This is a genomic window from Tenacibaculum sp. MEBiC06402, assembly GCF_049239625.1.
GTDB lineage: Bacteria > Bacteroidota > Bacteroidia > Flavobacteriales > Flavobacteriaceae > Polaribacter.
Map to the genome: position 1 here is coordinate 214,592 of NZ_JBMKKT010000089.1, position 25,037 is coordinate 239,628.

22 protein-coding genes are annotated in these 25,037 nt (G+C 29.7%); 2 read left to right on the forward strand and 20 right to left on the reverse strand.

Annotated elements, in window-relative coordinates; all coding sequences use genetic code 11:
- Window positions 1–44 precede the first annotated feature (44 nt).
- The 13 genes from ACOSP6_RS05895 to rnpA are packed head-to-tail and all read right to left on the reverse strand — an operon-like array spanning window position 45 to window position 14,359.
- Window positions 45–1,205: a glycosyltransferase family 4 protein gene (locus ACOSP6_RS05895; protein WP_422094881.1), complete on the reverse strand. Its 1,161-nt coding sequence runs from the start codon at window positions 1,203–1,205 to the stop codon at window positions 45–47.
- Window positions 1,202–2,425: an O-antigen ligase family protein gene (locus tag ACOSP6_RS05900; protein WP_422094880.1), complete on the reverse strand. Its 1,224-nt coding sequence runs from the start codon at window positions 2,423–2,425 to the stop codon at window positions 1,202–1,204. Before ACOSP6_RS05900 ends, ACOSP6_RS05895 begins: the two co-directional genes overlap by 4 nt.
- On the reverse strand, window positions 2,419–3,510 hold the full coding sequence (locus tag ACOSP6_RS05905) for a glycosyltransferase (protein WP_422094879.1): 1,092 nt from the start codon (window positions 3,508–3,510) through the stop codon (window positions 2,419–2,421). The genes ACOSP6_RS05900 and ACOSP6_RS05905 overlap by 7 nt, the downstream gene beginning before the upstream one ends.
- Entirely contained in the window at window positions 3,488–4,675 is a 1,188-nt protein-coding gene (locus ACOSP6_RS05910) for a hypothetical protein (RefSeq protein ID WP_422094878.1), read from the reverse strand. The genes ACOSP6_RS05905 and ACOSP6_RS05910 overlap by 23 nt, the downstream gene beginning before the upstream one ends.
- Complete coding sequence (locus ACOSP6_RS05915; RefSeq protein WP_422094877.1) at window positions 4,659–5,423, reverse strand: glycosyltransferase family 2 protein; 765 nt, start codon at window positions 5,421–5,423, stop codon at window positions 4,659–4,661. Before ACOSP6_RS05915 ends, ACOSP6_RS05910 begins: the two co-directional genes overlap by 17 nt.
- A gap of 3 nt (window positions 5,424–5,426) precedes the next feature.
- On the reverse strand, window positions 5,427–6,095 hold the full coding sequence (locus tag ACOSP6_RS05920) for an FkbM family methyltransferase (protein ID WP_422094876.1): 669 nt from the start codon (window positions 6,093–6,095) through the stop codon (window positions 5,427–5,429).
- Window positions 6,096–6,126: 31 nt separating this feature from the next.
- A complete protein-coding gene (locus tag ACOSP6_RS05925; protein WP_422094875.1) occupies window positions 6,127–7,428 on the reverse strand; it encodes a lipopolysaccharide biosynthesis protein in 1,302 nt (433 codons plus the stop codon).
- The gene (locus ACOSP6_RS05930) at window positions 7,425–8,477 is read right to left on the reverse strand and encodes a GDP-L-fucose synthase family protein (RefSeq protein WP_422094874.1); all 1,053 of its coding nucleotides are present in this window, start codon (window positions 8,475–8,477) and stop codon (window positions 7,425–7,427) included. The genes ACOSP6_RS05925 and ACOSP6_RS05930 overlap by 4 nt, the downstream gene beginning before the upstream one ends.
- Window positions 8,470–9,585 carry a GDP-mannose 4,6-dehydratase gene (gene gmd / locus ACOSP6_RS05935; RefSeq protein WP_422094873.1) on the reverse strand — a complete coding sequence of 372 codons (1,116 nt, stop codon included), beginning with the start codon at window positions 9,583–9,585 and terminating at the stop codon, window positions 8,470–8,472. Before gmd ends, ACOSP6_RS05930 begins: the two co-directional genes overlap by 8 nt.
- A 29-nt stretch (window positions 9,586–9,614) precedes the next feature.
- The gene (locus ACOSP6_RS05940; RefSeq protein WP_422094872.1) at window positions 9,615–10,670 is read right to left on the reverse strand and encodes a hypothetical protein; all 1,056 of its coding nucleotides are present in this window, start codon (window positions 10,668–10,670) and stop codon (window positions 9,615–9,617) included.
- 6 nt (window positions 10,671–10,676) lie between these two features.
- Window positions 10,677–12,350 (reverse strand): DUF6909 family protein, encoded by a 1,674-nt coding sequence (locus ACOSP6_RS05945; protein ID WP_422094871.1) that lies wholly within the window; start codon window positions 12,348–12,350, stop codon window positions 10,677–10,679.
- 4 nt (window positions 12,351–12,354) lie between these two features.
- On the reverse strand, window positions 12,355–13,986 hold the full coding sequence (locus ACOSP6_RS05950; RefSeq protein ID WP_422094870.1) for a S41 family peptidase: 1,632 nt from the start codon (window positions 13,984–13,986) through the stop codon (window positions 12,355–12,357).
- Entirely contained in the window at window positions 13,976–14,359 is a 384-nt protein-coding gene (gene rnpA, locus ACOSP6_RS05955; protein ID WP_422095708.1) for a ribonuclease P protein component, read from the reverse strand. The genes ACOSP6_RS05950 and rnpA overlap by 11 nt, the downstream gene beginning before the upstream one ends.
- A 67-nt stretch (window positions 14,360–14,426) precedes the next feature.
- On the opposite strand from rnpA, the gene ACOSP6_RS05960 reads away from it, so the two are divergent.
- Entirely contained in the window at window positions 14,427–15,605 is a 1,179-nt protein-coding gene (locus ACOSP6_RS05960; protein ID WP_422094868.1) for an acyl-CoA dehydrogenase family protein, read from the forward strand.
- Between the two features lie 1,540 nt (window positions 15,606–17,145).
- A complete protein-coding gene (locus ACOSP6_RS05965; protein ID WP_422094867.1) occupies window positions 17,146–18,501 on the forward strand; it encodes an alpha/beta hydrolase family protein in 1,356 nt (451 codons plus the stop codon).
- Between the two features lie 48 nt (window positions 18,502–18,549).
- Here ACOSP6_RS05965 and ACOSP6_RS05970 read toward each other — a convergent pair whose 3' ends face one another.
- From ACOSP6_RS05970 to ACOSP6_RS06000, 7 genes are all read right to left on the reverse strand, one after another.
- Window positions 18,550–19,227: a LytR/AlgR family response regulator transcription factor gene (locus ACOSP6_RS05970; RefSeq protein ID WP_422094866.1), complete on the reverse strand. Its 678-nt coding sequence runs from the start codon at window positions 19,225–19,227 to the stop codon at window positions 18,550–18,552.
- 2 nt (window positions 19,228–19,229) lie between these two features.
- Entirely contained in the window at window positions 19,230–20,249 is a 1,020-nt protein-coding gene (locus tag ACOSP6_RS05975; RefSeq protein WP_422094865.1) for a sensor histidine kinase, read from the reverse strand.
- Window positions 20,249–20,899 carry a hypothetical protein gene (locus ACOSP6_RS05980; RefSeq protein ID WP_422094864.1) on the reverse strand — a complete coding sequence of 217 codons (651 nt, stop codon included), beginning with the start codon at window positions 20,897–20,899 and terminating at the stop codon, window positions 20,249–20,251. Before ACOSP6_RS05980 ends, ACOSP6_RS05975 begins: the two co-directional genes overlap by 1 nt.
- A gap of 119 nt (window positions 20,900–21,018) precedes the next feature.
- Window positions 21,019–21,501, reverse strand: coding sequence for a hypothetical protein (locus ACOSP6_RS05985; protein ID WP_422094863.1), 483 nt, complete (start codon window positions 21,499–21,501; stop codon window positions 21,019–21,021).
- 784 nt (window positions 21,502–22,285) lie between these two features.
- On the reverse strand, window positions 22,286–22,963 hold the full coding sequence (locus tag ACOSP6_RS05990; protein WP_422094862.1) for a response regulator: 678 nt from the start codon (window positions 22,961–22,963) through the stop codon (window positions 22,286–22,288).
- Window positions 22,956–24,812, reverse strand: coding sequence for a tetratricopeptide repeat-containing sensor histidine kinase (locus tag ACOSP6_RS05995; RefSeq protein WP_422094861.1), 1,857 nt, complete (start codon window positions 24,810–24,812; stop codon window positions 22,956–22,958). Before ACOSP6_RS05995 ends, ACOSP6_RS05990 begins: the two co-directional genes overlap by 8 nt.
- A 69-nt stretch (window positions 24,813–24,881) precedes the next feature.
- The gene (locus ACOSP6_RS06000; RefSeq protein WP_422094860.1) at window positions 24,882–25,007 is read right to left on the reverse strand and encodes a hypothetical protein; all 126 of its coding nucleotides are present in this window, start codon (window positions 25,005–25,007) and stop codon (window positions 24,882–24,884) included.
- Between the last annotated feature and the right edge of the window lie 30 nt (window positions 25,008–25,037).

Here is a 25,037-nt window from a genome sequence, read left to right on the forward strand (position 1 = left end):
TAAAGCCGTAGTGTTTTTAAAAAGCTTAGTAACCAATACTTCTATTAATTTAATATTTTATCAATCATAGAGTCCATCTGAAATAACTGATTACTTATTTCTATTTGATGGCCGTTGTTGTTATCTTCTAGCAATAACTTTTCAAATATATTCTTAATTTTTTCGGTATCCCAAGATGTTATAATTGTTTTAAAGTTATTTTTTTCAAACAATTCTTGTATTTCACTTCCCTCATCTGTAATACATAATACATTTACACCGCTAACTAATAAGTTTGGTAATTTTGATGGTAATGATCCTTTAGAAGTTCCTGGAAGCTGAGGTACAACTTGAATATGGCTCCTCTGATATAATTCTTCTATATTGTTCTTTGGAACTAGAGGGTGAAATTGAATTTTGTTATTTCTGTTTTTTTCTTTTAATAATTCAAAATGGTTTCCTTGAGAAAAAATATGAAACATAACTCCAGTTAACGTTTTACTACAAGAATCAAACAACTCATAAAGACCTTCTGGATGTTGCTTTTCTCCTAAAGCTCCTGAATATACAATATGTTTAAAGTTTCCAGGTAATATTTCTTCTAAATCATTGGTTTTACTTTCTGAATTGATAGTGACAAAAGGGTACTGTACTTTTAGTTTAGAAGAAGGCAGTTTGTATATTTCTTGCGCAGTATTTTTCATTTCTTCAGATAAGAAAATTAACGTATCACAAGATTTATAACATCCTTTTTCTACTATATGAATAAGTTTAGAAATAATAGTACTTACAAGGCTTGTTTTTTGGTTTGCATAGATTTCTTGTAAATCATGAACCATTCCTACTTTTTTAGTTCTTTTCTTAAGAAATAATTTTGCTGCTAAAAACCCTAAGCTAGGAGGAAAAACAGGAATGACAATATCAGTATTTCCTCTTAATTTCGATATGTTTCTTAATAAGAAAAACGTAAAACTCAGCTCTAAAATTACCCTGCGAATTGTTGCATTATTGGTGAATTTTAAAAGTCTTCCACCTCTTATGATTTCAACTCCTTCAAGACTATCTGTGCTTTTCTGTATTTTCCAACTAGGATAAAACGGATGAAAACATAAAACACGAACATTATGTCCTCTTTTTTTAAGAGCAATCGCCATTTCGGTATTAAACTTTCCAGTAGAAATAGGTTCAGGAAAAAAGAAAGGGGTAATTATAGTTATATTTTTCAAACTGTAATCTTCTTATTTTTTACGTCGGTAAAGATAAGTAACGATGTGATAAAACAGAATAAAACTATACCGTAATGTCTTGATAAATAATTTTCTGTTAGGTTAATAATTAAAAATTGAAATACTAAAATTATGCCCAAAACTGAGCCTTTTATTCGTTTGAAAACATAGAAAAGAAATAACATAAAAACGACAAAAAACAACCATCCTCCATAACCAATAAGATGTAAGTAGTAGTTATGAGTATTAAACTGTTGTTTCTTATAAAAAACACTGTTCGGGTAATTCTCTTTATAACAAGTATCTAATTCTTTTTGAAGACTATCTCCATAACCAAAAAACGGAAGATTTTTTAATAAGCTATATGTACATTGAAAAATCACAACTCTGGTGTTTGTAGAGTTATAATACTCTCCAGAAACGGGTTTGTTAATTTCAGTTGTTATTTCCTTTAATCGTTTTCCTAGCATTTTTTGGAAAGGATAAATCAATAGTAACCCGATAACAATTGAGCTAGAAACTATAATTGTTTTTTGTTTTCTATTGGCTTTTAAAATTCTCAGACCTAATACACCTAAAAAGGTTAGAAGCATCAAAATAAATATCATTCTTGATGCAAAAAGAAGAATAAAAAACACCATTAAAAAGCTATTTATAATATCAAATAACTTCTTCTCTTTGTTGTAAAATAGAGCAATTAAAGAAACAGTAAAGCTTACTAAAAGAAAAGAACTAAAATAGGTTGGGTGTATATTAAACCAATAATGACCTGCTACATATTCTCTAAAAAAAGGAATGTTATTATCTGATGCGAAAAATTTATTAATTGGATTATTGATTAAAAAAAACACCACATAAATTATGCTTTGTAACAAGGTGCTTATTTGAAATGCGAATAGTGTTTTTCTTCTTAAATCTTTATCTATCGAAAGGTTTGAAGAGCCTATGTCGTATATAATTGGGAATATTAGAAATGGTAAACATTTAGATATTGTTTTATCATTCATGCTTCCTGAAAATATCTCATAAATCAAAAACATAAAAAAAGGAGCCATAAGCAAAAATGTGCTTTTTTTAGGCATTACTTTTTCTTTTTTAGTAAAAAAGCTTATTAAAGTAAAAAGCACACAAAGAATAATAATCATTGAATTAAAATTCTCTTTTAACAAAGGAATAGTTGCGAGTAATATGAAACAACCTTTTGTTATTTTATTCAGCATTTTTTTTCTTGTTTTAATATCGAATTATAAAGTTTTTCCCACTTAAAAAACTGCTCATTCCATGAGTAATTTTGTTTCGCAAAGTTAAACAGTTGTTGTCCGTGTAATAAACGTTTTTCTGCACTCCAATTTATCGCTTCTTCAAGTTTGTCTTTTAGTTCATTAACATTCGGGTTAATTAAAAAACCTCCATTTGTATTCCAATCTTTATGTAAACCTGTTTTATAAGTAGTTATTATTGGTGTTTTATGTAACGCCGCTTCTAAATTCACCATTCCAATAACATCCGAAAAAGTTGGACTTGCCATTACCCAAGCCTCTTGAATTAATGTTGTTTTCTCGTTTCCTTTAACCTCTCCTAAAAAGTTTACTTTCCGTTGAATTCCTAACTCATTTATTAACTTTTCAAGTTCTGGCTTATACTCATTAAAACCACCAGCAATTTTTAAGCTTACATCTTCTAGATTTAGTTGAGCAAAGGCCTTTAATAATAAATCTATCCCTTTAGTTTTGTTCAATCTTCCTAAATACAAAATGTACTTTTCTTCAAATTCAGGAACCTTTTGATTTTCCGTAAATGAAATCAGGTTTGGTATTTCAAAATAGTTGTTTTTTGGAAAATACTTTTTAATATTTTGAGTTTCATCGGAAGTAATTGAATGTATTAAACTAGATTTTTTAAACCATTTTTTACTTACTAAGTTGAGATATATTTTTTTCTTAAGTGTTCCTTTCTTCCACAACCAAGGTTGATACATACCGTGACAACTAAGAACTAACGGAATATTGTTTTTAACCGCAAATTTAGCTCCTATTAGTTGTGGATATAACCATACTCCATGAACATGAATTACATTGATATTATAGGCGTCTACAATCTCTTTTATTTTATGTTTCCATTCTTTTGAATACAACCAACCATTGTTTGAAGACACTGTAAAGATATTATCTCCTTTCTCCTTGTCAGAAGAAAGAATATACGACTCAAATCCATTTTGTTTAAGGAAAAAGTCTAAGTTTAGAACCACAGTTCTTAGGCCTCCACTTTTAATAGAAAAATCTTCAACTATGTGCAGTATCTTCATCAAAATCCTTTAAAAAAATTAATAAAAAGAAATAAAATTCGGGAGGAAAATAATGTCCTTCTCTAATAAGTTTTACCATTAAATAAAAAGAAGTGCTTTGCTCTTTCACTTTATTTTCATCCGAAAAAACTCTCAATAATCTATAAAAAAAGTATCCAAAAAACAACAAAGAAAACAAACCAAAATCTGCCACCATTCTTAGGAATAATGAGTTAGCATCAGTTCTGTTAATTTTTGATTGCTTTAATTGGATAAGATATTCAGGCGGACTTAATTCACTATAATACTTATCATATTCATGATGGTAACTTCCTAATCCGGTTCCTAAAGGATTATTTAAAAAAACTTGTCTGGTTATAAAACTATTACTTAAAAAAGCATAGGAACTCAAATTGGTATACTTATCAAATTTTCCTGTTGCTACAGCCCGCAATGATTTATTAGTTTCTTTTAACCGTCTAACCAATTGATTCCCGTTATTTTCATCAACTGGTTTATTCCATTCATTTTTTAAATAGAAGCCACTTATAATAAGTAGTACTAGCACAATCCATGAATACTTGATAAAAAACTTTGCTTTTAAAAGCGGTACTACCAAAATAAGAGCCAAACCAATAAAACCAATTGATGATCTAGATAAAAAGATTGTTAGAACTATTACTAAAAGCTTAATATACTTTCTTTCTCGAAAAAAATAATATGTAGCTGGTAACATAATTGCTGCATAATGTGCAGGTTCAGATAGAATTCCATTTAATCTGTATGGAGAAAAGGAATTAATACCAAGATAAAACATTGGTATTGCTAAAATTGCAATGTAGAATGAAAACTGACTATATACTCTAAACAATTTTGAACTACCATATTCCTTTAAAAAATTGTAATAGTAAATACTAGAAATACTAACGCCTATTAGTTGAGCAATCAGAGATTTAATTGGGTTTAATCTCCATAAATAAAACACTAAACCATGAATCAAAAAAAAACCAAGTAAAATAAGCAGGTTTTTATGAATTGTAATTCTTTTCGTAAAAGCTAAAATGACAAAGTTTAATAATAGTATTATATAAAACAGCTTTAAATCTATTCCGTAATGAAAAGAAAAATCTTCAGTAAAGAGTGCAAAAATACTGCTGAATATTAAATATTTATCCAATAATCGCATAGATCATTTTTTTTACCCAACCCTTAAACATCCATGTATAGTAATCGAACTTGGCAATAAAAACACTTACTCCTCCTGACGCTATTTTTGCTCGAGTAGTTTCTAAGTATGTGTTTTTAATTTGAAGATTACTTACACCTCCATCAGACATTAAAACTGTTGTTTTATCCATCCAATACGTTTCTAATTTTTCTTTTGCTCTTAGTAAAACTTCATAATCACCAGCAATTTTGTAGCTTGTGTCGAATAAACCATACTTTTCGAAGTAGTTCTTATTGTGAAAGGCTCCAACATGCGGAATTGTCATTCTCCTTTTAAATTCACTCCATTTCCATTTTCCAGAAAACAACTTTCTATTCGCTAAACTAACGTTGGAATGGACGAAATCTGTCGTTTCAGAAACAGTATTTAATGCTTCAAAATAATGATTTAGTGCATTCTCTAAATACATATCATCAGAACCTAAAAAAGAAATCCATTGTCCTTTAGCTTTTTCGACTCCTTTATTAAAAGCATCGTAAATTCCTTTGTCCGGTTCACTAATCCATTTATAGATTATTCCTTTTTCACCAAACTTTTCTTGGTATGATTTTATAATTTCAACAGTTGTATCAGTAGAATTCCCATCAATAATAATGTATTCAAAATCAGTCGTATTTTGATTTAATACTGATTTGATTGTCGCCTCAATAGTTTTTTCACTATTAAAACTAACTGTAATTACCGATGCTAATAACTGTTTGTTCATTTTTTATTCTCTAAAAAAGATTCCGTCAACCTGCAAAAGTTTCCCTGTGTTTTCGTTATAAAAACCATTTTCTAAACTATGTAAAGAAAATCCTTTTTCGTTAAGGTAAGAAATCATTTCAGAGAAAATCATTTCTCCTTGGTACAGCTCTTCTACAGACATTTCTACTTGTATTCCTTTGATCTTTTTTAAAGATTCTATTGCTCCTTCCAAAACTTGTTTTTCAAATCCTTGAACGTCTATTTTTAATAATACTACCTCTTTCTCTTCAACTAAATCTTCATAAATATCATCAAGCTTTTTAACAATAATATCTTCTTTTTTTATGAATTTTGAATTTGGAGCACTTTCTACATGACTTGGTAAAATTTCCAGAATTGAACTACTAAAGGTATTTTCTGAAACATTGATTTCTATTTCTTTATTCTCATCTCCTAAGGCATAATTAAAGCTGTTCCAATTTCTACTTTTAATAACTTTTTTTTCTAGTTCTTGATATACATTTTTCAACGGCTCAAAAGAAATTATATGCCCTTTAAAACCTAGTTTAAAATTCTCTTGAGCATATTGCCCTGCATTCGCTCCAACATCTAAAATTTTAGTAATACCAAAATGATTAAATAACTTTAATCTTCTTCTTAAATCTTGAGTAGGATGTATTTGTAAATCCATACCCAGAGGATTAATTAATTTTCTAATAATTTCAATTAATCTCATTTCGCTTTAAAATATTAAAGGTTTGAATTGGTAATAATACAGATAAACTTACTATGCTTATACACGTTCCTAAAATAACTCCGCCGCTTCCTAATGTAGTAGTATTCACTAAATAAATAGAAATCGGAATATTTATAAGAGCACCAAAAATATACAACCACATTTGTATTTTAATTTTTCCAATACTATTTAAAAAGTTCATGTAAATAATGCCATACACTCGAATACCAGCGAAAACTGCCATTAAAACCAAAAGCGATTGCGAGATTTCAAGATCTTTTTGTGTCCAAATTTTTATGATTGAGTTAGCTACAAAGTACAAAGCTAAAAGAACTATTAAAAAAAGTAGAAATAACTTATTTAGTCGAAAGATCGTTTTCTTAATCCAATGATAGTCACCTTTTTGATATGCATCAGTATATAAAGCCCATAGTGGATCTTGCGCAATTAATGATAACATTATTAATACTTGGAACAGTTTATATACAATATCGTAACTAGTTACTTCCGATGGATGAATTTGGTTTGCAATAATCAAATTATCAGTAGTAAAAATGACTATCATACATAGTTGTATTACAAAAAAGCCCATGCTTAAAGCCAATAAGTCGTTAATTTTTGAGCGCGAAAAAAATCTGATTGAAGGGACCAAATCCTTTCTTCTTTTAAAGAATAAAACTGTAAAAACAAGGCCTGTTAAAACATTTGAAATTCCATAGATTAATGCTACAAAGAGCAAGCTTCTTTCAAAGAACTTAACACATAAAAATAAGGTAATACATATTAGTACTTGATAAATAAGCATGGATAACTCAACCTTTGCTGCTTTTTGTGTAGCATAAAAGAGCGACTTATACAAACTCAATAAGAAGCCTAAACTTACCAAACTTAGTAACGAAGTTAACACTATTCTTAACTCATTTGTATTTAAAGTTGTATTAAATAAACTCTGAAGATTAATATTGTATATAGCTATTAAACCGATTAAAAAAACGACAATTGCTATTATAAAAATAGAAAAATATGCAGTGGATATATATTGTCTTGCTAGTACAATATGATTTTTGCTAATTGCTTCCGAAAGCTTGGTTTTTAAACCATTCCCAATTCCTCCGTCAACAAAAAAAATGATATTTACCAATGAAAATAACGTTGCCCAAACACCGTATTGTTCTTTATCTAAATACTCAAGTAAAATTGGGATAGTTAAAAAAACTACTCCCATATTTACTGTTTTAAAAATAAGGCTTAAAGAAACATTTTTGAAGATGATATTTCTTCTATTCATACCATCTGATTCTTGTACCAATTGTACATCTTATCTATTCCTTCACTCAGTTCAACAGCATGTTTCCAACCTAAATTATTTAATTTAGAAACATCCGTAACCTTTCTCATGGTTCCATCAGGTTTTTCAGTATTAAATTCTAATTTTCCTTGGTAACCTATTTTTAGTTTTATTAATTCAGCAAGTTCTTTAATAGAGATTTCTTTACCAGTACCAATATTTATATGTGTGTTTTTAATGTCTCCTTTAAAATCTTTAATCGTTTCTTTAAAATCAACTTTTTCCATAATGTGAACACAAGCATCCGCCATATCTTCACTCCACAAAAATTCACGTTTTGGTTTTCCTGAGCCCCAAATTTCAACACTATTTTCACTTACACCAAAATCTTGTAGGTAGCTTTTGGCTTCTTCAATAGAACTTACATTTAAATTACTAATAACCTCTGTGTTTTTTCCTTCAGATAATAACTTTGCCAAGTGAATTTTTCTAATTAATGCCGGTAATACATGTGATTTTTCCAGATCAAAATTATCATTCGGACCATATAAATTTGTTGGCATTACCGAAATAAAATTCGTTCCGTATTGTAAGTTATAACTTTCACACATTTTAATTCCGGCAATCTTGGCAATCGCATACGGTTCATTGGTATATTCTAACTCATCAGTTAATAATGAGGTTTCTTTTAACGGCTGTGGTGCATTTTTTGGATAAATGCATGTGCTTCCTAAGAAAAGAAGTTTCTTAACGTTATGCTTATAACTCTGATGAATAACATTGTTTTGAATCATTAGATTAGCATAAATAAAATCAGCTCTATACGTATTATTTGCAATAATACCTCCCACTTTTGCAGCTGCCAGAAAAACATATTCTGGATGTTCTTTTTCAAAAAAGTCCGCAGTAGCTTCCTGATTAGTTAAATCAAGTTCTTTATGGGTTCTTGTAACAATATTTGTAAATCCTTTTTCTCGAAGATTCTTAACGATTGCACTTCCTACTAAACCCCTGTGGCCAGCTACAAATATTTTAGAAGATTTATTCATAATTATTTAAAATATCGTGCCCTCCTTTTTGTAAATAGGTTTCTCTTTCCATTAACTTTAAATCACTTTCCATCATTTCTTTTACCATATCTTCTAGTTTATATTCAGGAATCCAACCTAACTTTTCTTTTGCTTTTAACGCGTCTCCAATTAATAAATCAACTTCAGTAGGACGATAATAATGAGGGTCTATACAAACAACTTCTTTTCCTATTTCTAAATTAAAATTCGGATTGTTGCATGATTTAACAATTCCTTTCTCATCCTTTCCTTCTCCTTCAAAAGATAACTCAACACCTATTTCATTGAAGGCCATTCTCACAAAATCTCTAACCGTAGTTGTTTTACCTGTAGCGATTACCCAATCTTCAGGTTTGTCTGCTTGTAAAATCATCCACATCATACGAACATAATCCTTTGCATGTCCCCAATCTCTTTGAGCGTTTAAATTTCCTAGGTATAATTTATCTTGTAAACCATGTGCAATTTTTGAAACTGCTCTGGTAATTTTTCTAGTTACAAATGTTTCTCCTCTAATGGGAGACTCATGATTAAATAAGATTCCATTACAACCAAAAATATTATAAGCTTCTCTATAATTTACGGTAATCCAATAGGCATACATTTTTGCAACACCATACGGACTTCTAGGATAAAAAGGAGTTGTTTCAGATTGCGGAACTTCCTGTACTTTTCCATAAAGTTCAGATGTAGATGCTTGGTAAATTTTTGTTTTGTTCTCAAGTTTTAAAATTCGAATTGCTTCTAATAACCTTAAGGTACCTAAACCATCAACATTAGCAGTATATTCTGGTGTTTCAAAAGAAACGTGAACGTGACTCATGGCTGCCAAATTATAAATCTCATCTGGCTGTACTTCCTGTAGAATTCTTATAAGATTTGTTCCATCTGTCATATCTCCGTAATGGAGAATTAGATTTCTATTTGTTGTATGTGGATCTTGATATAAATGATCTATACGTTGTGTATTAAAACTAGACGCTCTTCTTTTTATACCATGAACTATATATCCTTTTTCTAATAAAAGCTCTGCTAAATATGCACCATCTTGCCCTGTAATTCCCGTAATTAACGCTACTTTTTTCATTTCTTTGGTTTAATAATCTTTGTAAAGGTTTAATGCGATTCCTTCTTCGTTTTATATGAGTCTAGGTAAGAATTTAACTTTAATAGAAGCAGCGCAATTATCATTAAAACAAAACCTAACAACCCGAATTGAAATGCCTTGTTTTTTTGAATCGCTTTAACTTTGTGTCCAATTGGTTCAAAATTAGAGACTATATTTATTACTTCTGATTTTTCAGAAAGATCTTTGTTTACATCTATTAAATTATCATTCAACCTCATCTTAGCATTAAACAACTCTTGTTCTTTGTTGTTGGATGTAGGAGTATTTCCTGATAAATTTATACTTGTTGATGAATTTGGTTTCTTCGCTTCTTCGATTAATACCTCTTTGTATATGTAATAAAGAGAATCTGCCTGTTGTAGATTCCTTCTCAACAATGAATCTGTTCTTAACAAATTACTCTTGTTGGTTTTTTTAAGTGTTTTAAAATAATCGTTGTTTACAATTGATTCAATAATAGCTTTATCCAATTTAGCGAAAACATTGTTTTTTGTAGCATTAACTGTTATCTCATGAATTTTATAATCGAATTGAGTAAAAGCATTTTTAAACTTTGTATATGAATAACTCTTTACAGTAGATGTATCAATTGATTGAATTAAATCGTCATAAGAGTTTAGAATATCATTCTCGTTAACTATTGGATTTATTTCAAACTTTTTAAGTGATTTGGCCTCCTCAAGGGTAATATTGAAAATAGTTTTTATTTGTTCAACCTCTTTCTGTTTTACCAAATCGTTATAAAAATTGATGTTATTATATAACTGTCTTGAACTGCTAAAATTCGGTTTTACAAAAAGGTTCGCCTCGTAAAGTGTTTCAGACTTAAACTCGAAGAAAAATCCAATAATTACACCAATCAAAGTTGCAATCCCAATCTTAATGCTATTACTTTTCAGAAATAAAAGAGTCTCAATCAAAAAATTAAATAATCCTTTAAAAATAGAAGCAATAAAATTTCCTACTTTAGAAAAAGCCTTACCTATTATTATAAATAAAGAGCCTAAATCAACTTCTTCGTTGTCTTTTACTTGCTTTGACATCCTAACTTATTTTAATATTTGTTCAAGTATCTTTTGTGTAATTGCATAGGTAGGAGTAACACCACTCATTCCTAAACCTCCTGAGGCTAATGTTGCCCCTGTTTCTAATGGATTATCCGAAGCATAATACGCATATCTTACTTTTACATTTTCACTGATATTACCTCTAATTCTAGAAGCTGATTGTATTGCTTTTTGGTAATGAGCTCCTTCCATTTCTAATCCAATAACGTTCCAAGTAGAATCATGGAAGAATTTTAAAAGGTCCTTATTTTGAAGTGAGGTTCCTAGCACAGTTACCATTGCACCATCAAATACTTTTACGCCAAATCCTTCTAAATCTTCTTTTGCTAACTCATTTTTAAATGGATAGTTATCTGCCGTTCCTTCGAAAATATGTGAAGTAGGAATCATAATATCTCCTTTTCCTCCTTCTAAAATTCCGGCTTTACCCATAATAGAAACTGAATCAACATTTAAATGATGAATGTTTGTTCCTTCTTTGTAAGGTTTTAACAATTCATCCATTGTTTCATAAGCTTGCTCACCAAAAGCATAATCCATTACAATAATAACCGGAGCATTATCTTTGTTTTTATCTGCAATAAATTCTGAATCGAAAGAAATTTTTCCTGTATCAATAACTTGCACATTGATATTGGTTCCTGATTGATCTTTGATGTAGAACAATCCATTCTCAGAAGCGAAATTCTTAACGGCCGTTTGTAACGTTTTGCTATTGCTATTGCTTAACAGTTCAAACAATGAAAACCCTACATTTTTCTCAGCCTCTTTTGGAATAGCTTTTTTTGCGTAAATCGAGTTTAATACACTATGCATATTCGCACTAATAATGTGAATTGGTCGTGTAATTAAATCTTCTTTTAAAAGAACCTCTTTAATATCATTTGCCCAACGCTCGCCATGATAGTGTCTTCCTATTTCTTCTGATAATACAGAGCTAAATCGAATGGATCTCTTTTTATCGTGTAATTCTTCATTGATGGCCAGTTTACCTAACCAATAAATTAAATGAAAGAAACGATGTGGATTTTCATCTGTCGAAAATGTCTTGTATGATTGATAAACCTCATCATAAGTTCTACCTAAAATACTTCCAAGGTGAACCATTAAAACATCTATTTCCTTATCTGATAAAGCTGTATTATTTACAACTACTTCTTCTAAGTTTGACCATTCTCTGGTAGTTTTTCCAGTATCAGAAAGTAATACTCTTTCTTTGATCTTGTGAGATTCAATGAATAAAAAAGTAAGGTGTGTTAGAATATCATAAATATCAGATCTTCCTCGAGTAATTTCGATATTCATCTGATCTTTATCGATGCGATAACAATTTCTTCTACGCTTTGGAGGAACTATACATTTAAAATGTGAATTTCTATACCCTTCATCAGCAGTTAAGTTGATAAACTGACATTCTTCAATTCCTTCTGGTAAACGTTCAATTATATATGTTAATCCGTTTAATTCGGATTTCTCTTCAGCAATAGAACCATAAATTTCCGGACGTAATAATAACAATGATTTACGCAATGTTTCTCCAGAAACTCCCATTGGTTTATAAAAACCTCTACTAAATAAATGGCGCATAGAAATGTATAATCTTTCTATTGCGTTTGTTGATTCTTGTGCTCTTGTTCTCTCTTTATATACTTTCATATGTTTACTTTCCGTTTGCTAAAATTCTTTGGTAACGACTCGGGTCATTTAATAACTCAACCGCTTCTTTAATGGTTGAATCATTTTTTAGGTGATATTGATACACTCCTTTTTTATAGAAATACTGTTCTAAAATTTCATCTTCAATTTCCGACATCACTATATCTTTATTTTTAGATATCGCCTCTATTTTCTGATTCTCTAATCCTTCTAGTAATTTCTTGTAATCCGAAGAAATCTCTTTACTGTCTTTTACTGATTCATAAGCTTTTTGAAACAAATCTTCTTGTTTGCTAACAAAAGTGGTGTCCTGGGATTTTAAATAATTCTTAAACGAATTGAATTCAGAATTTCCAAATGAGAAATTATCAATAGTTGGTTTTCGATTCTTTCGAACGTAGTTAGTGGCAAAGTTGAAAATCGCAAAAGAGTTTAATAACTTTTTAGTTTCATCTGTTCTATTTGAAGTCTCAATAATAATATCAGGCGTAACACCTCCACCGTCTTTAACAATTCTTCCGTTAGTTGTTTTAAAAGAGTTTACAATATTGTCTGAAAACTTAGGAACCTTACCTGTTTTTTTATCTCGATTCGCATAATCCAATTCTTGAATACATCTGCCACTTGGAGTATAATATTTAGAAATAGTCGCTTTCATTTGGGTTCCATAACTCAAATCGAAATAACGTTGTACCAAACCTTTTCCAAAAGAACGTTGCCCCATAACAACTGCACGATCATAATCTTGTAGAGCGCCAGACACGATTTCAGAAGCCGAAGCTGACCTTCTATTAATTAATACTACTACTGGCATTTCTGTATCTAACGGTGTTTGACTAGTTCTATAAGTTCTAGAATTCTTCTTTGTTTTTCCTCTAGTATCTACCACTTTTTTTCCTGCTGGAATAAAAAGGTTTGTAATATTTACCGCATCGAATAAAGATCCTCCAGGATTACTACGTAAGTCAAAAACTAATTTCTTCATGCCTCTTTCCTGTAACTTTTTTATGGCATTTCTTACACCATCTGTAGCTTTACGCACTGTAAATCTTGTAAGGATCACATAACCCGTGTCTTCATTTATCATATCATAAAACGGAACAGGATCATCGATAATCTTATCTAACTTTAATCCGAAATCTAGTGTTTTATCTCCTCTCTCTACTTTCAGTGAGATAGGAGTTCCTGGTGTTCCTTTTAAAATTTGCGACAATTGTTCTCTTTCTAACTCTGCTAATTTTTGGTTGTTTACGACTGTAATAATATCACCTGCTTTTAATCCAGATTTATCTGCAGGAAATCCTTCTTTTATAGAAACAATTACAATTCCTTTTTTGATGTATTTTGATGATATTCCGATTCCACCATATTCTCCTTCTCTTCTGATCTTAGCATCTTCGACCTGTTGCTCATTATAAAAACGAGTATACGGATCAAGGTTCTCTAAAGTGTTATTAATTGCTTTTGAAGTTAAGTCACCTTGATTTAATTCATCTATATAATTTATGTTTAGCGTTTTATAAAGATTGTTATAAATCTGAATCTGTTTCGCTATTTCAAAAAAACGATCTTGAAAAGAAAAAGAAACTACAACTACAGCTAGAACAAGTACGATAATGTTTTTTTTATTCCTCATTTTTAGTTGTTTTTTCTATAAATAAAGTTAATAATTTTCTCATTTTATCCTCAATATCTGCATATGCCCACTCCTCTTTTGCAAGATAAGAAATCATAAACACATAAGGTTTGTCAACTTCTGAATAAACGATTTGCTTTTGTAAACGATACGATTCTCTTAATAAACGCTTAATTCTATTTCTATCAACCGCTTTTTTAAACAATCTTTTAGGAACAGAAACTCCTACTTGAGCAGGATAATTTGAAGTGTGTTCGGTTTGTAAATAAACCATTCTTAAAGGAAATTTTTTAATTGTTTCTCCTTCAGTATATAGTCTTCCTATTAGCTTTCTGCTTTTTAATCTTTCTTCTTTACCTAGTGTAAACTTCATTAATACAAACATACGCAAACTAAAGCTATCATTTGATTTTTTACTTATTTTTGAGGAAAGCATTTTTATGAAACCAGACTTATTTCAAGCACCCGATTACTATCAATTAGATGATCTTTTAACTGATGAACATAAATTAGTTCGAAATACAGCTAGAGATTGGGTGAAAAAACACCTGTCACCAATTATCGAAGAATATGCGCAACGTTCTGAATTTCCTCAAACCTTAGTTGATGGATTGGCAGAAGTTGGAGCCTTTGGTTCTTATATTCCTGAAGAATATGGCGGTGCTGGTTTAGATCAAATTTCGTACGGTTTAATCATGCAAGAATTGGAACGTGGAGATAGTGGAATTCGTTCAACAGCTTCTGTTCAAACTTCATTGGTTATGGGACCAATTTATAACTACGGAAATGAAGAACAACGGAAAAAATATCTTCCAAAATTAGCTTCGGGAGAATGGATTGGAAGCTTCGGTTTAACAGAACCAAATCATGGGTCAAATCCTGGTGGAATGGAAACCAAGTTTAAAGATATGGGGGATCATTATCTTTTAAATGGTTCAAAAATGTGGATTTCTAATGCTCCAATTTGTGATGTTGCTGTAGTTTGGGCAAAAAATGAAGAAGGAAGAATTCATGGATTGATAGTTGAACGTGGAATGGAAGGATTCTCTACTCCAGAAACTAAAAATAAATGGTCTTTAAGAGCTTCTATTACTGGTGAATTGATATTTGATAATGTAAAAGTTCCTAAAGAAAATTTACTTCCAAACAAATCTGGATTAAGTGCTCCTTTAAAATGTTTAGATCATGCACGATATGGAATTGCTTGGGGAGCAATCGGAGCTGCAATGGATTGTTACGATACTGCTTTACGTTACGCAAAAGAACGAACTCAATTTGGAAAACCTATTGGTCAGTTTCAACTTCAACAAAAGAAACTTGCTGAGATGATTACAGAAATCACAAAAGCTCAGTTATTAGCTTGGAGATTAGGAGTTCTTAAAAATGAAGGGAAGGCTACGTCTGCACAAATTTCTATGGCGAAAAGAAACAATGTTGCTATGGCATTAGATATTGCTAGAGAAGCTAGACAAGTTCTAGGCGCTATGGGTATTTCAGGTGAATATTCAATCATGAGACACTCAATGAACCTAGAAAGTGTAGTAACCTACGAAGGAACTCACGATGTTCATTTATTAATTACAGGTTTAGATATTACAGGACTAAATGCATTCAAATAAAAAAGAGTTGCTATTAAGCAACTCTTCATATTTATTTAGTGTCGGAGGGTGAATTAGTGGTGTATTGCATAGCTTGCGCCTTTTGCACACTCCGCTAATGTTACTAAAAAAGTTTTTACTGCTTTGTCTAATTTGTTAAGTAATAATGTTGTCATAATCCCTATATTTTATTGTTAGTAAGTAGTATCTAATATTTATACTACAAAGATATAGCAGGTATATTGTTGAAAAAAAGGGATATCCGCAACTTAGAATGCAATTTTCCGAAACTCAAAAAATTAGTTATAAAAAAAGCTGCTTAATAAAGCAGCTTTTCTAAATTGTGATTTTAAATTTATTTAGTGATTTATTGCATAGCTAGCACCTTTTGCACATTCTGCTAAAGTCTTTAAAAACGCTTTTACAATTTTGTCTAATTTGATAAGTAATATTTTTCCCATAATCCCTATAATTTATATTGTTAGTTAGTAGTATCTTGTTAAGTACATTACAAAGATATAACACCTATCTAGTTGAAAAAAAGGGATATCCGCAGCTTAAAATGTAATTTTCCGTAGCGAATTTTTATTTCATAAAAAAAGCTGCTTAATAAAAGCAGCTTTCTCAGTTTGGCTATTAACTTTTTAGTGATGAATTGCATATCCTGCACCTTTACCACATTCAATTAGAGCTAATATAATCCCCTTCAAAATTCGATTAATTCTAGTAGTTAATATAGCCCCCATAATCCCCTTTATTAAATATTGTTTGTTAGTTGTCTTTTAATTATATATACAAATATACTACTGATAATCAGTTAATAAAAAGGGATGTCCGCAACTTAAAATGTAATTTTCCGTAAAACCTAAATATTTTAGCCAATAAAAAAGCTACTTAAATAAGTAGCTTTTTCAGAGTCGTAATTTTAATTTTTCTTAATGATGTATTGCATAGCTTGCTCCTTTAGCACATTCTGATAATGTTACTAAAAATGTTTTTACTGCCTTGTCTAATTTGTTAAGTAATAATGTTGTCATAATCCCTATATTTTTATATTGTTTGTTAATAGTATCTTGTTAATTACATTACAAAGATATGTTAGCTATCTTCTTGAAAAAAAGGGATATCCGCAACTTAAAATGTAATTTTCCGAAACCTCTTTTTATCTCAAAAAAAAGCCATCAAAATTGATGGCTCTAAAATTTGGTTAAATCTTTTTAATGTTGAATCGCATAGCTTGCTGCTTTCCCCCATTCGCTTAAAGTTAAAACGATACCCTTCACAATTCGCTTAACTTTTTTAATTAATAACTTTCCCATTTTTTAACATATAAAATAATCCCTAAAAATTTTGTTATTAAAGAATAACACTGCAAATATATAATAGCATCCATGTTTCTTAAAAGGGGATAGCCGCAAATTAAGCTGCATTTTTCCGAATTATTCATAAGTGTTTTTCCTGTAGCGATGTAAAAGAGAGTAGTTTTTTGTTAACATTTTTGGTTTATAATAATTTTCTTTTAGTATTTTTATCGAAGTAACAAATTTCAACCTTTCAAATTATGAATCTATTAAAACCCTTTCAAAAGGGGCTGTTTCTCACAGCTTCTATTATCTTCTTATGCTTTTTTTACGCTTGTTCTGATGATGAAATTACCAATCAAGACTTGTCTCAAGAATTAAGTGAAGTAAATTTAATTTCAACTGTAAATGAAAAAAACTTCCAACCACCAAACGAAGTTTATAACAGGGTAGGAAAAAAGTATGGTTTAAAAACTGAAGAGTTTATTCGAACAGAAAGATCTTCTGAAAAAATTTATTCTGGAATCAATGTAAATATTTATAAAATATCTACACAGTCTCCTCATCCTGATGGTTCTGGTCGCTCAATTACTATTTCGGGTGTTGTGTTAATTCCTAAATATAAAGACCGCATTGTATGGTTTAAAAAAGAGAAAATTCCGTATCGAGTTCGTTTTGTAACTCCATTTACTTACACCAGTAATTCATCAGCTGCCTCTGTATCTTATAGTAATATTTTTAGTATTCCTGATGAGATTGATCAGTTGGTACCATTAACAATGATCGCTCAAGCTTGGACAGGAAAGTTTGCTGTTTTCGTTCCAGATTATCCAGGATTTGGTGATTCTTACGGTGATTGTTTTCCTCCGTTTGTAAACAAAGATGCTCACAACCGTTCTAATTATGACTTTTTAAAAGCAGGAATTAGTCAGTTAGAAAATATGGGATACAAATTAAAAGACGAACTATTAATTCAAGGGTATTCTCAAGGAGCGTTTTCTGCAGTTCAATTTGCGCGATATTTAGAAACTAACAATCTTAAAAAAGTAAAAGGTTTATCAGCAGGAGGAACACCAGCTTTATTGGATAAATTTATCATAAAAGCTCGTTCAGAAAGTTTTCACCCTCATCCGTTTTTCTTTCCTTACGCATATTATGGAATGAAAGAGAATAACCTCATTTCTATAGGTGAAGATCGTATTATTCAATTAAACAAATTTGCTGGTGGAACTTATGATAATTATAACCAAATAAAAGCACTCTATGATGGTTCAAATTCCATACTTAAATTACAGTTCGCTCTACCAAATATTCCGAGTAAATTATTAATGAGTGATTTTATTAATGCAAACCCGAACGATGCAAACTCAGATTATGCTAATTTTTTCAAAGTTTTAAGAGACAATAGTATTAAACCATGGAATAACAGATGTCAATTCAAAATGTTTCACGGAAAACTTGATAATGCCGTTTATACAAATCAAGCTTATGATTATTATAACTTACATAGAAATAATGGTGGTAATGTGAGTTTTGATTATACCCTTGGTGAACATATTTCAGGATACTTGCCTTTCTTATTAAAAACTAATGATTGGTTTTGGAACTTGAGATAATATAAACTTAAACGAAAAAATGCACTCTTATTTGAGTGCATTTTTTTATCAATTAATATTTTTAATTCTGTCTAAGAATGTAGTCTTATATTTCTGCCCAATTGAAATTTTATAATCCTCAATAACAACCTGATTACCTTCTATATAATTCATCTTTTCCAAATTAATTATAAAAGATTTATGAACTCTCATAAACTTATTATCAGGAAGCAAATCAATAATTGTATTCATAGTTTTATAAACTACCAAACTTTGATTCTGAGTATTAACTTTAATGTAATCTCCTAAAGATTCGATATATAATATGTCATCATATTGAATCAAAAATAACTTCTTATCTGATTTTAAAACGATCTGATTGCTATTCTTGTTGATAATGCTTCGAGCTTTTTGAACAGATTGATAAAATCTTTCAAATGAAAAAGGCTTTAATAAATAATCTACCGCATTTAGATTAAATCCATCAACTGCATACTCGGAATACGCTGTTGTAAATATTACTAATGGCGGATTATTTAATGATTTATAAAAATCGAGTCCCGATATTTTAGGCATATTTATATCGAGAAAAAGTAAATCAATCTTTTCTTTCTCAATTATTTCAATAGCTTCAATAGCATTATTACAAACACCTTTTATTTCTAACCACGAAATGTCTGACACAAATTTCTTTAGTACATCTTGAGATGTAGGTTCATCGTCAATTATGATACAGTTTATCTTCATAATTAAAAGGTGATTTTTAATGTTACTATATACACATTATTTGTAGAGCTGATTGTAAATTGATGTGTATTTGTATATAATAACTGCAAATGTTTACGCACGTTTTCCAGTCCAACTCCTGAGAAATAATTATCTTCTTTCGTAATCGGTGCAAAATTATTTTCTATTTCAAAAAACAAAGCATTCTCACTAGCATCTAAATTTATTTTAATATAAGGATGTTCTACACCACTTTTTAATCCATGCTTAAATGCATTTTCGACAAGCGGAAGTAAAATCATTGGATACACATCGATTTCTTTTTTGACAGTATATGTAAAATCTACTTTTGAATTTAATACACTCCTGTTTTTTTCAAAAGCAATATAACTGTTTATAAGGTCTATTTCTTTTTTAATAGAAACTTTTGAATCACCAACCTCGTATATTACATATCTCAAAATATCCGAAAGATTCAAAATAGCCGTTGTAGTTTCTTCTTTTTTATTAATTGCTAATGAATAAACAACATTCAAAGCATTAAATAAAAAATGAGGGTTAATTTGATTTTTTAGTGTTGATAGTTCCAGCTTTAACATTAGTTTTTCTCTTTGGTTGAGATATATCCAATCTTCAAATAATTTTACCATAAGAGCAAAAACAACCACACCAAAAAACAACAATATCGTTTTAAAACTATTTACGTAAGAAATAAAATAGTATTCTGGAAATAGTACATCTATAATCTTGTTATGAAACAAAATATTTAAAACACAAAAGACTAAGATATTACAAAATAATAGGATTGAAAAAGTAATATTTTTTCCTGTTTCCAAATATTTTGGTTTTAAATAATATATAGCGATACTAACTGGTAATACGAGTGTAACTAAATAACTCAGTGTATAAATGACATCTATTTTCTCGATTGGAAAATCAGAAAAAACCATTAATAAAACACTAAAAAAGAACAACCATAATATAGTATTGAAAATAACTATACTATGATTGTTTTGGGTATTGTATTTAAAACCAAACTTCATTAACTTTTCTTTAATGTAAACTTAGTTTCTGTTTCCCATTTCTTTGCTGAATCAGAAGACATATATTTCTTCAAGAATTGCTGTAATTCTTCAGATGTAGCAGTGAGTAAAATATCTTCTTTCATTACACCAATCTTTTGGTGTTTAATTTTTATTCTCTTCTCAGTAAATAGTTTTTTCAATCGCTTTTCATCAAACCATTTAATGCTCACTTCATTAGTGTTTAAAATATCTAACTTTACTAATGAATGTGGATAAATGTTATGAATTTGCAATAAACTATTCATTTCGCTTCCTTGATCACTATAGGGAATGAAATCCAAGAAAAGTTGATTTTTTAGTTTAAAAGGTGTTGCTATGAACAACGACTTTTTGTTCTTATCACTGTATTCTATAGAATATGAATGCTCATATTTTTTAAAAAACGCTTCATCTTCTTTAGAAATTTTTCCTTCTCTTTTTTTAAGGTTTATGTACTCTTGTTTTATTGAGGTTATTTTCCAAACATCTTTGTTATTATCTTTCCATTCACCAACAAAGTCTTGAGAGAACTCTACAACTTCATCTGTGTAAAATGGGTTTAATGATTTAACAATACATGAGTTGAATACAATTAAACTTAAAACTAAAATAATGTGTTTTGTTTTCATACTGTTCAAATTTAAAATTTTACGTTTCAAAAGAACGTCTGAAACTTTTCATCTAAAACTTTTTTAGACAAACACATTCAATTTCTCGGTAAACAAAATAAAATCTGCAAATAATAAAGTTACTCTTTGAAAAAAGCACTCACGATAGCTAACATCATTCCAATAAAAGTGGTTGCATTTGTAGTAATACTCTGCGTAGCATCTGTACTCAAAACTGCCCAAATTACAATTGACGTTACCCCAACTAAGATATACGCCCAAGCATATAAGTTTCCTAGTTTTTCTTTAATTTTCTCCTCGTTTGCTCCCATGGCAAATTCGCCAACTCTTTGAATTTTTAATTTTCCAGATGATGTTGGATTTCCTGAGCTATTTAAAGTTTCAACGCCATCTCCTTTGGTTTTAACACCAAATGCAGCAGCAACAATACCACCAACAAGTCCTGTTAGCGCACTAGCTAAATACATTAGAGCTGGGTTTGTTTTTGGGTCTTCTTGACCTTTTAATTCAAAAGCCTCTTTAAAAAGTAGTAATGAACAAATAATGTAACCTAATAAGGCAACAACTACCATGAAGTTGATAATTCCTTCTTTTCCTTTCATTATGAAGTAGTTTAATGGTTAGTATACTCAAATGTAACAGAAAATCAATTCAATTACAACTTAATTTAAACTCATAAAAAAACCTTCTAGAAAAAATTCCTAGAAGGCCATATAATCCCCTAAAATGTTTTCACCCTTTTGTTTCCGCGGATGATCACTGATACAAATGTATATTAAAGTCACATTTTACTAAAGGGGATTTCCGCAATTTCAAATGTGGATTTATGCAAAACCTTAAATCTCAATAAAAAAGAACCTCTCAAACAAAAGCTTGAGAGGTTCACGGTTACTAATCTCTAAAAGTAATTCCTTCCCCCAAATGAATTACTCGATTGATCAAGACAAATCTATTTCAATAAAAATTTTCTAAAAAAGGGTTTACCGCAATTTCAAATGTGGATTTATGAACCTGAATATCTTTGAAGTTCTTTGTAAAAAGAAGAACCTTTCAAACAAAAGTTTAAAAGGCTCATAGTTATTAATCTCTTTAAGTAATTCTCATCCCCAAATTGAATTACTTGGTTGATTTGATTACAAAACTAATGCAGTAAATCGTTTTTAGAAATGGGATATCCGCAAAGATCTATGTGGTTTTATGTAGCTTAAAATTAATTGCAAAAAAAGAACCTCTTAAGCTATTTGCCTAAGAGGTCTTTTTCTTTCTTTTACTCTTTTCAGTAATTCTTCCCTAAAGAATTTGTTATGTAAGTGATACAAATGTAAAACACAATAGGAATACTGAAAAAGGGATATCTGTATTGTAAAATGTGGTTTTCCGCAAAAGTTAATCTAATATACCTAACTCTTTCGCTTTTAATACTAAATCTGTATTGTTATTTGCTTGAAGATCCGTCCTTAATTTTGCTAGTTTATTTTCTATAGATCTTATTTTAAGTAAACTACCGTCTTCTTTTGTAATAATTCCTTCTAGATTACTAATTTTTGGATGCTTTGGAAGTTCTTTTAAAATTTGAATCGCCACATCATCCATTTGAATGTCTATCAAGGCTCTCTTTAAAAGTTTTTGGTGGATTTCGTGTGTATAATACACTTCGCCAGACAACATTTTATCAATTGCAAAAGTTAACTCAGCTGTATTACACTTTCCTTTTAATAAATAAGCATTCGGATTTAAATTCTGAATTACATTAAACACTCTGTTCGTTTCAGAATGACCAGTAATTACACCAACTTTAATAGGTATATCTTCCTGCTTAATTGTTTTAATTAAGTTTTCTCCACTATCAATTCTTGAATTCTCTGTAGCATTATCAAAACTTAAATCCGTAAATAAAATTTGAAAAGGAGTTTCTGTAAGTGCTACTTTAATTTTTGAATAAGCTTCATCGCAAGAATTTGTGGTTTCTATATCTAGATTATCAACGTCTTTAATGTAGGATAAAATACCTTCTATAATTAATTGATGATCGTCAGCGATAAGTATTTTAATTTTCTCAGACATTTAGCGGTGTTTGGATGATTATATGAGTTCCTTTTCCTACTTCACTTTCAATGGTTAATGTTCCGTTTAATTCTTGAACACGTTCTTGTAAGTTTAATAGTCCAATTCCCTTTTTTTGCGTAGTGGTATCGAAACCTTTACCGTTATCTACTACATCCAAAAGTACAGATTTTTTATGTATTGAGAAACTTATTGTCATTTTAGAAGCTTCTGCATACTTCTGACAATTTTGAATACATTCTCGTAAACTCAAATACAACATTCTTTTTATAGAATTGTTTGCCTGAGACCAATCGATTTCTTTTAATCCGTTTACTTTAATAATAAACTCAGGAGAAAAATAGTCGCTGACCAAATTTAGTATTTGATCTCTAAACGGGACCTCTTCGAAGCTTACACTGCTTAATTGGTGAGATAAATTCCGAACATTGTCTTTTACTAGTTCTAATTTTTGAGCTTCTTCCAGTAACAAAGAGTTTTCTAGCTTTCTATGCAGTAAACGCAAATCTCCAGCCACTTCATCATGTAATGATTTTGCTATTTGTCTTCTTTCTTGTTCGCGCGCTTCAATTTTTTGTAATTGCGCCAAGAATAGAATCTTTTTTCTTCTAAATCTAAAAAACGAAATACTCGACAATAAAAACATAATACTAATACCCGACAATAATAATCCAATAGTAGCACGTTGCTTTTGAGCTTCTGCTTCCGCTAAGGTTTTCTCGTTTTCTATTTTAAGGTTTTCATTCTCTTTCTCTGTTTTCTCTGTTTCATAACGAATTTTAGCAAACTGGTTTTTTAAACGACGTTCTTGTTGAAATAAACTATCGTTTAATGAAATATATTCTTCCAAATATGCTTTAGATTTGTTTCCTGAAGATAAATCAGCTAAATTTTTTAAGGCTTCTAACCACCTTCTATTATTGTTCGTTTGTTTTGCATATTGTAGCGCTTTATTTGCATGGAATTTTGCTTTAGAAATATTATTTATATGGATATAATATTCTGACATTAAATTATGAGTAATACTTAAGTTACTTAAATCTTTTTCTTTAAGTCTAATCCGAATTACCTCATCAAAATGATTAACTGCAAAATCTCTATTATTGAGTTCTACATTACTGTGGGTTAAATTTTCTAGAAGCAATGCATAATGCAAAGCATATTTTTCTTTTATACTATCAAATTTTAACCCTTTTTTGAAATAATTAATTGCTTCTTTATGTTGACTTTTTGTTTGATATAATAAACCTAAATTGTTAATTATATGTAGATAAGACCTTTCTTTTCTTTCTTGATCCTTAATTAAGGAATTAATCTCAATCGCTTTTTCATAATAAATTAATGCTTGTTTTTCTTGACCTAAATTTACAGATACCAATCCTAAGTTATTGTATAAGTTCACAATGTATCTATATGAATTTATCGGTTCTAAATACTGTAAAGCTTCTATTGAACTTATTTCACTGCCTAAATAATCCCTTGCTTCTCTTTGTAAGTTTGCAATACTAAGTAATCTTCTTCCTATTTCAAGTGAGTCATTTAAAGATTTTGAAATTTCTTTTGATTTGTAGTAAAAATAAAAAGCGCTATCTGTAGAATAGTTAAGTTTACTCAACATAGCTTTAAAATGATAATACTTTGCCAGACTAATTGAATCATTAAACTTTTTAAATATAGCGTACGTTTCTTTCGAAACTTTTTTAAGAGAGTTGGTATCTTTTTTAAAATAAGATTCTTTACCTTTATTAAAAAGGTTATCTCTAGTTTCAAGATTCAATAAATCTTCTTGTGATTGACAAATCTCAATACAAAAGAAAAAACTTACAAAATACAAAAGAATAAGCCTCATAAAATAATAATACAGCCCCTTAGTTTATATGAACAAAGAGGCTGTAATTTAAAAATATTATTTTGTTAATTATTTTTTTCCGTCTCCACCATCGTTTCCTCCACCACCAGTCATTCCGCCACCGTTATCGTCAGTAGAATCTCCTCCAGGGAATTTAATCATTTCTGTTTTCTGGATAAAAGTAATTTTTTTCATAATCGTAAAAATTTTTTGTTGTTAATGTTT